Source organism: uncultured Gimesia sp. (assembly GCF_937910335.1).
Lineage (GTDB): Bacteria > Planctomycetota > Planctomycetia > Planctomycetales > Planctomycetaceae > Gimesia.
On the sequence record NZ_CALEMX010000042.1, the window covers coordinates 1 to 7,163 of the forward strand.

7 protein-coding genes are annotated in these 7,163 nt (G+C 43.2%); 2 read left to right on the plus strand and 5 right to left on the minus strand.

What is annotated here, in order from left to right; genetic code table 11:
- Positions 1–147 precede the first annotated feature (147 nt).
- Positions 148–1,296 (plus strand): undecaprenyldiphospho-muramoylpentapeptide beta-N-acetylglucosaminyltransferase, encoded by a 1,149-nt coding sequence (murG, locus tag Q0668_RS01755; protein ID WP_298859329.1) that lies wholly within the window; start codon positions 148–150, stop codon positions 1,294–1,296.
- 275 nt (positions 1,297–1,571) lie between these two features.
- Positions 1,572–3,368 (plus strand): aspartate kinase, encoded by a 1,797-nt coding sequence (locus Q0668_RS01760; protein ID WP_298859331.1) that lies wholly within the window; start codon positions 1,572–1,574, stop codon positions 3,366–3,368.
- A gap of 5 nt (positions 3,369–3,373) precedes the next feature.
- Here Q0668_RS01760 and Q0668_RS01765 read toward each other — a convergent pair whose 3' ends face one another.
- The 5 genes from Q0668_RS01765 to Q0668_RS01785 form a co-directional block, all read right to left on the minus strand.
- Positions 3,374–3,697: a response regulator gene (locus Q0668_RS01765; protein WP_298859333.1), complete on the minus strand. Its 324-nt coding sequence runs from the start codon at positions 3,695–3,697 to the stop codon at positions 3,374–3,376.
- Positions 3,698–3,781: 84 nt separating this feature from the next.
- Entirely contained in the window at positions 3,782–4,168 is a 387-nt protein-coding gene (locus Q0668_RS01770) for a DUF4440 domain-containing protein (protein WP_298859335.1), read from the minus strand.
- Positions 4,169–4,198: 30 nt separating this feature from the next.
- The gene (locus tag Q0668_RS01775; RefSeq protein ID WP_298859337.1) at positions 4,199–4,768 is read right to left on the minus strand and encodes an FHA domain-containing protein; all 570 of its coding nucleotides are present in this window, start codon (positions 4,766–4,768) and stop codon (positions 4,199–4,201) included.
- Between the two features lie 94 nt (positions 4,769–4,862).
- Positions 4,863–6,149 (minus strand): ATP-dependent Clp protease ATP-binding subunit ClpX, encoded by a 1,287-nt coding sequence (gene clpX / locus Q0668_RS01780; RefSeq protein WP_298859339.1) that lies wholly within the window; start codon positions 6,147–6,149, stop codon positions 4,863–4,865.
- Between the two features lie 806 nt (positions 6,150–6,955).
- Positions 6,956–7,163, minus strand: a 208-nt coding sequence (locus Q0668_RS01785) for a hypothetical protein (protein ID WP_298859342.1), incomplete at its 5' end; no start/stop codon positions are given.

The following is a 7,163-nucleotide window of genomic DNA, read 5'->3' on the forward strand; positions in this document are numbered from 1 at the left end:
AAGATGAAGATGAAGATGAAGATGAAGATGAAGATGAAGATGAAGATGAAGATGGTTAACTGGGAATTTGAGCGTAGATCCTTTATGCTGGAACAGTTAGTGGCTGTTTAAATTTATCAAACTCTCTTTTCGTGATCACTCTGGACTATGACCGAAACCATTTCGGATAAAAAAACAATCATCTTTGCTGGTGGTGGAACCGGAGGTCACCTGCTTCCGGGAATCGCAGTCGCGGAACAGTTGGATTCTCAAAGTGCATTCCGGTTTTTTTTCGTTGGCTCGAATCGAACCGTTGAACAGAAAATTATTGAATCTGCCGGATATCAGCACCTTCGCTTACCAAGCTCCTCAACCAGTGATCTCAAACGGACCCCCGTTCGATTTCTCTGGAATAACAGCCGTGCCTTTTTACAGGCACGTCGTTTCTTACGAAAAGAAAAGCCAGCGGTTGTGATCGGCTTGGGAGGTTTTGCCAGCGTTCCTGTGGTCTTTGCTGCCTCAAGGCTTAAAATTCCAGTTGTTTTGCTTGAGCAAAATATTATTGCAGGAAGAGCCAATCAGTTTTTGTTTTCTCGTTCAAATCTGGTCTGCACTTCTTTTGCAGAGACATCATTTAAAAGTGCTGATAACACAAAAACGGATCAGCCTCGGATCGTCTTTACTGGTAATCCTGTCAGAAAAAAAATATTGAAGTCGGCTTCATCAAACGAAACAATCATCAATAAATTAGACAGAACCTTAATTCTGGTTCTGGGGGGAAGCCAGGGAGCGACTGCCGTTAATGACGCTGTTGTTTCCATGTTGAAACAATGTTCTGACGTATTACTCTGCAAGTTGCATCTGGTACATCAAGCAGGAACGCAAGATTACAGGAACGTTGAAAATGCTTACCAACAGTTGAAAGAGACCTATCCTGAACTCCAGGTAACGGTTCAACCTTTTATAGAGAATCTGTCAGAGTGGTACTCCCAAGCGGGTCTGATCATTTCCCGTGCTGGTGCTACAACGTTGGCAGAGTTAGCCTGTGTTGGATGTCCGACGGTACTGATTCCTTTTCCCGATTCCATCGGAGATCACCAACTTCTTAACGCTCGTTTTTTTGAGGACAGCGGTGCTGCGGTTCTGGTAGAACAGTCCCATGAGATTACTTCCACGGCAAAACTACTTGGAGATGTGGTTCTCACTTTACTGACGGATTGTGATCAACGGGACAAAATGCGACAGTCCATGATTAAAATCTCACTTCCTCAAGCAGCCCGGGATGTCGCTGTTGAGGTCACAAAATTGATAAACTGAAAACATGTCTTAGTGTTCACTGTCCGCTCCAGTGGATAGTACATAAGCCAAGGCAGTGTGTCATCTATCGGTAAACTATTACCTTTTAGACTGGTTTTCCAAGTTTTACAGAATCTGAAAAGTCTGAAGATTCACGTAAATGAGCCGATTTGTTACCTTTCAGAGTTCCTGTTTCATTACAGGGAGCAATGCGTGCAGTGGAATGTTTGCCTCTGTAAGTATTTTCATTCCAAAACATAAAATAACAGATGAGCGAGTAGAAACGGAGAAGAGACGTGTCACTGATTGTCCAAAAATTTGGTGGAACGAGTGTAGCCGATACTAGTAAAATTCAGGCTGCAGCGAGACGTGCCACTGAAATGCATCAAGCAGGACATCAGGTCGTGATGGTAGTCAGTGCACGCGGTAAAAAAACTGACGAACTTGTCAGGCTTGCAGCTGAAATTTCAGACGACCCGACTCCCCGTGAGATGGATATGCTACTTTCTACAGGAGAGCAAGAATCGGTCGCATTGATGGCGATGGCAATTCACCAACTGGGGGAAGAGGCTATTAGTTTGACCGGATCTCAGATCGGCGTCGTCACTGATTCTTCTCATATGAAAGCACGAATTATCTCGATTTCAACGGAAAGAATGCGCACCGCTTTGAATGAGGGAAAGATCGTCATTGCGGCCGGCTTTCAAGGTAGAGACAAGGATTGGAATATTACTACTCTGGGACGAGGCGGAAGTGACACGACCGCGACAGCATTGGCGGCTGTGTTAGATGCGGATATGTGTGAAATTTATACCGATGTGGAAGGAGTCTTTACCAGCGACCCACGTATTGTGTCTGATGCGCATAAAATTGATAGCATTTCTTACGACGAAATGCTCGAACTGGCAAGCCTGGGGGCTGGTGTAATGCATTCTCGCTCCATTGAATTTGCAAAAAAATACAAAGTACCATTGAAAGTGCGTCCTTCATTTTCGGATGCCCCCGGGACCCTCATTGCTGTTCAACCATTAGAAGAAGCACCCGTAGTAACAGGTGTCGCTTTTGTTCGAGATGAAGTCAGAGTCAGCCTGTCTGACATTCCGGACGAGCCTGGTGTGATGGGAAGTATTTTTACTTGCATGGCGGAAAGAAAAATTTGTCTTGATATGATTGTGCAGGATGTGGGAACAGGAGGCGTCGCTCGTGTTTCCTTTACAGTTCCTGAATCAGATCTGGCTGAAACACTGACTGCTGCCGGAGAAGCCATTGATGCTATCGGTTCAGGAAAGATTCAACACGGAACCAACCTTTCCAAAGTCTCAATCGTCGGTAGCGGAATGCGTCATCAACACGGTGTGGCCAGTCGGATGTTTTCCATTTTGTCTGAAGCGAATATCAATGTAGGTATGATTACTACCAGCGAAATCAAGACGACAGTTCTCGTTGATCGCAATCAATGTGAAGAAGCAGTCCGAGTCATTCATAAAGGCTTCGAACTGGATTGTCTTCCCAGTTATTGCTTTGCTACGAATGAGACTATCTCGGAAGGAGAACAATCAGAAAGTTCGGTGCTGAAGCAAAACGAGTTAGAGCAGGAAATCATTGATCAGTTATCGAATATGGAAGACATTGTTGTGAGTGAAGTATTACTGGATCAGAGTCAGTCTCGAGTCACGGTCAGAAATCTGCCAGATAACCCGGGAATCTGCTCGCGGTTGTTCTCAGTGGTTGCCGAGGGTGGTGTGTCTGTTGATATGATTGTGCAAAATATGGGAGAAGAAGAGCAGGCCCACATTTCTTTTACTGTGCCAAGAAGTTCATTGGTTAAAAGTCTGGAATTGGTCGAACCTCTACTGTCAGAATGGGGAGATGCCGAGTTGAGTCATGAAGCGGAAATTGCGAAGCTCTCGGTCGTCGGAATTGGGCTTCGCAGTCATACGGGTGTTGGCCAGTCAATGTTTTCCACGCTTGCCCAATCGAATATCAATATTCAAATGATTAACACCAGTGAAACCCGGATTAGTGCAGTCGTGGATCTCAGGCATGGTGAGAATGCCTATCGGGAACTCTTAAAAAAGTTTCGGTTGGCATGAACAGTTTACGGTTCTCTTTCGAGAGCCGCCTGCAGTAGCTGTGGAAGCTGTGCTGAAAATTGACTGCGCGGAAGTATCTGAGAGCATCCTGCTGTTTTTGCTTTTTTAAATTGTTCTGTATCCACATGCGGCCCGAATGCAATGCTCACCAGAGGGGACTCAGAGTTAAGTATCGAATCTAGCAGTTCCCAATCCAGATGGGGAAGATTCAAATCGATTAGAATTAACTGTCTCGATTCATTGGTCAGATATTCCAATGCTTGTTTACAGGAATTCGCGGTACTGAATGAAAGCCCCAGTTGAGTGGCGACTCCTGTGATTTTGCTCAAAAAAAAGATGTCTGAGCAGAGAATGACGATCTGCGGTGACGTACCTGTTTCAGTCATATTTGAGAGCAATTCATAAAGATTTGTTTAGATAACAGAACGGTGGAAATGCACATGTTGCCATTCACCATCCTGTTTTTGCCAGAGTCGTGTTTCTTCACACGATGCACTTGAATCATGTCCATGTTCATCTATTGACTGGACGATTCGAACATAGGTAACCAATGCGACGTCGTCCATAATGGAAACCATGGGAGAACTGATGGTAGATTGTCGAGGACGTCCGGTTGGATTCATCTCAAAATAAAAACGATGGAAATCCATTCCTGTAATCAGGTGTCCCTGGGCTTCGGGCTCAAATGCAGTCAATTCTTCATCACACAGAGCTGTGTAGGTATTCCAGTCTTTGTGATCAATGGAATCGAGTAATTGTTTGCTCAATTTTAAAAGTAGTTGGACATCATTATCTGACATGATCGTATCCTGAAAATAGTCAAGCGGAAATTACTTCTCCTCCATTTTATCATCTAACTCAATTTCTGGATATTCAACTGTCCTGTTATTTTGTTTGTTATTATGATCAGGAATATATTCTTCGATTGTGACAGTTTCGCTCGCTTTGTGCTTTTCAGGCTTTTCCGGAGTTTTAGACTGAGCAGATTCTTCGGGAAGCTTGATTTCTACCGCTTTATCGGGAGTTCGAATATGAGAATTCGTCGGCAGAATATCTTCAATACCCTTTAAGAAAATAGTTGATCCAGGATCAAGAATCTCTTGATTATCATAGTCGATACGAAAATTGACGTCTGCGATGGACAGCAGGCAACCGGTAGCCAGTTTTGTGTCTCGTTTGGGTGTTAACTTTTGTCCGTCTATAAAGGTGCCGTTTGAACTTCCCAGATCATGAACGATGGCAACAGAATCGGTCAGGAATATTTTACAGTGATGGCGGCTGACCAGTTCAGACTTCAGCTTTAAATCACAATCAGAGCCCCTGCCGACCAATGTAGTTTGAGTGAGCGTTAGGGGTTTTGAACTTTGAGAAGGGCTTTGAATACTTAGTTGAATTTTCATGACTCAATCACATACAAGAAAACCCGCCGAAGTGAGACTTCGGCGGGGAATTAGATCAACTAAGCTCGATCATGTAAGTTAGATCGAAGCAAGTCTATGCGGCTGCGGAATCGTCGGTGGGTAGTAATTGTTCAGTTCCCCGGATGACTTCAGGTGTAAGTACATATTTTTTACCGGCTTCCTGTTCGGGAAGTTCATACATGATGTCAAACATTGCCTGTTCAATGACGCTTCGTAATCCACGCGCACCTGTATTTTTCTTTTGAGCAATACAGGCAATTTCATGCAACGCTTCGTCAGTAAATTCCAGTTTGGCATTTTCCATTTCAAAGAATTTTTGAAACTGCCGGACAAGGGAGTTCTTGGGCTCAGTCAATACCCGAACCAAATCATCTTCTTCAAGTTGAGATAACGAGGACAATACGGGAAGTCGCCCGAGTAATTCCGGAATTAAGCCAAACTCTAAAACATCATCAACAGAGGCCTGAGCAAGTAATTCGTTTTTAGACCGTTCCTGCTCTTTCTTTTGGCTGGTAGATTGTCCAAAGCCGATCGTTTTGCGACCGAGACGATTACCGACGATGTCATCAAGACCTACGAATGTGCCGCCACAGATAAACAGGATATTCGTTGTGTCTAACTGAATATATTGTTGCTCTGGATGTTTTCGACCTCCCTGAGGAGGAACATTGGCAACAGTTCCTTCCAGCATCTTGAGCAATGCCTGCTGGACTCCTTCGCCTGAAACGTCGCGAGTAATCGAGACATTCTGGCTGGTTTTTCCAATCTTATCAATCTCGTCAATAAAGAGAATTCCTCTTTGTGCAGCTTCCACATCAAAGTCGGCGGCATGCAATAATTTCAATAAGAGGTTTTCTACATCCTCGCCTACGTAGCCTGCTTCTGTCAGGGTCGTTGCATCACCAATCGCAAAGGGAACCTGCAGATAACGCGCTAGACTTTTGGCAAGTAACGTTTTACCGGATCCAGTTGGTCCGATCAGCAGAATGTTAGATTTATCAAGTTCAACATCCGATTCTTCTTCTTCGGCATGCATCAGTCTTTTGTAATGATTGTGAACGGCAACCGCCATGACTTTTTTGGCACGTTCCTGACCAATAACGTAATCATTCAGGTGGGTTACAATCTCTCGTGGTGTAGGAACATTTTTAAATAACTTCTTCGAGGTCCCTCTGCGTCGATGTTCTTGTTCCAATATTGATTGGCAGACTTCTATACATTCTCCGCAGATATATGCATTGTCAGGACCCTCTACTAGAGGCCCGACTTCGCGATAACTTTTTCTACAGAAAGAACAGTTTGCATTTTTTTTTCCAGAAGGATTACGTTTTCCAGAAGTGATATCTCGTCCGGTGGGCATAGCTTCCCTTCAACGGTGTCAACTAAATTGTGGCGTTCAACGTCCAGTGAGTTTTGATATTGCCTCCCTGCAAATCACTCGATAGGTAAATAACTTAAAAATTAGATCTAATGATGAAATCTAAAATGAAATAATTTCAAGAGGCAATCAGTATGTCATTATGATGATCAAAAATGATGGGAGATGAGCTGGTACAATATTGCCCGAATTCTCTAATCAGATTTTTCAGTTTGATCAGTATTTTCTTCTTTTTCCAAACCCTTATCGGTCGGATCAACAAGTCGTTTCTTGATGGATCGGAATTCATCGTCGGTGAGGTCACCTTCTCGACGCATTTCTGAGAATTGAAGAAGTAATTCACTTGTGTCAACATGACGATCCTCATTTTCCCGAAAATGTCCTACGACCCTTACGATCAACCAAATCAAAAAACTGACAGTGATCACAGCCAAAACCCACTCAAGAATAGATCCTTCAAAGAGTTCCTTGAGTAGCTTTTGGGTTCCAGAAAGATTTCTCAGAGTTATATTGAACAGAATCACTTTATAATGAGCAGAGGGTGTTTTTTCCCTGCCTTCCCTAATACGAAATCCATCAAGCTTTAAAGGTAGAGCGAACTTCTTTTGTAATACAACTCTCTAATAACCCTCTCTGATATATAGTATATCAATCATTATTAGGATGAGTCTCAATTGTGACAAGTTCCTCAGATGCTTTTGGTATGTATCAGTATAATCGAATATTTAGCATTTCACGCGCCAAACTTCGGCAAAATCTGTCGTAAACAGGAAATATCAGTTCTCAAATTAGGTATCGACAGAGGTTGTATGATGGAACTGAAAAGTGGATAAATTATCTTTTTCCAACTGAAAATCTGCTAAAAAGATGTCACTGAGCCGTGAAAATCGAGATCGTATCTGAAATAATGAAGAATCGACTTCGGAAATATCTGAAATGTAGTCATGAGTCCCGAAAAGAGTAATACTTACATTGTCGATCTTACCTGATTTGAAC

Excerpts from the sequence above, each read along its gene's own strand:
- Q0668_RS01775 (WP_298859337.1), bottom strand. The coding sequence starts at position 4,768 with ATGAAAATTCAACTAAGTATTCAAAGCCCTTCTCAAAGTTCAAAACCC.
- murG (WP_298859329.1), top strand. The coding sequence starts at position 148 with ATGACCGAAACCATTTCGGATAAAAAAACAATCATCTTTGCTGGTGGT.
- Q0668_RS01770 (WP_298859335.1), bottom strand. The coding sequence starts at position 4,168 with ATGTCAGATAATGATGTCCAACTACTTTTAAAATTGAGCAAACAATTA.
- clpX (WP_298859339.1), bottom strand. The coding sequence starts at position 6,149 with ATGCCCACCGGACGAGATATCACTTCTGGAAAACGTAATCCTTCTGGA.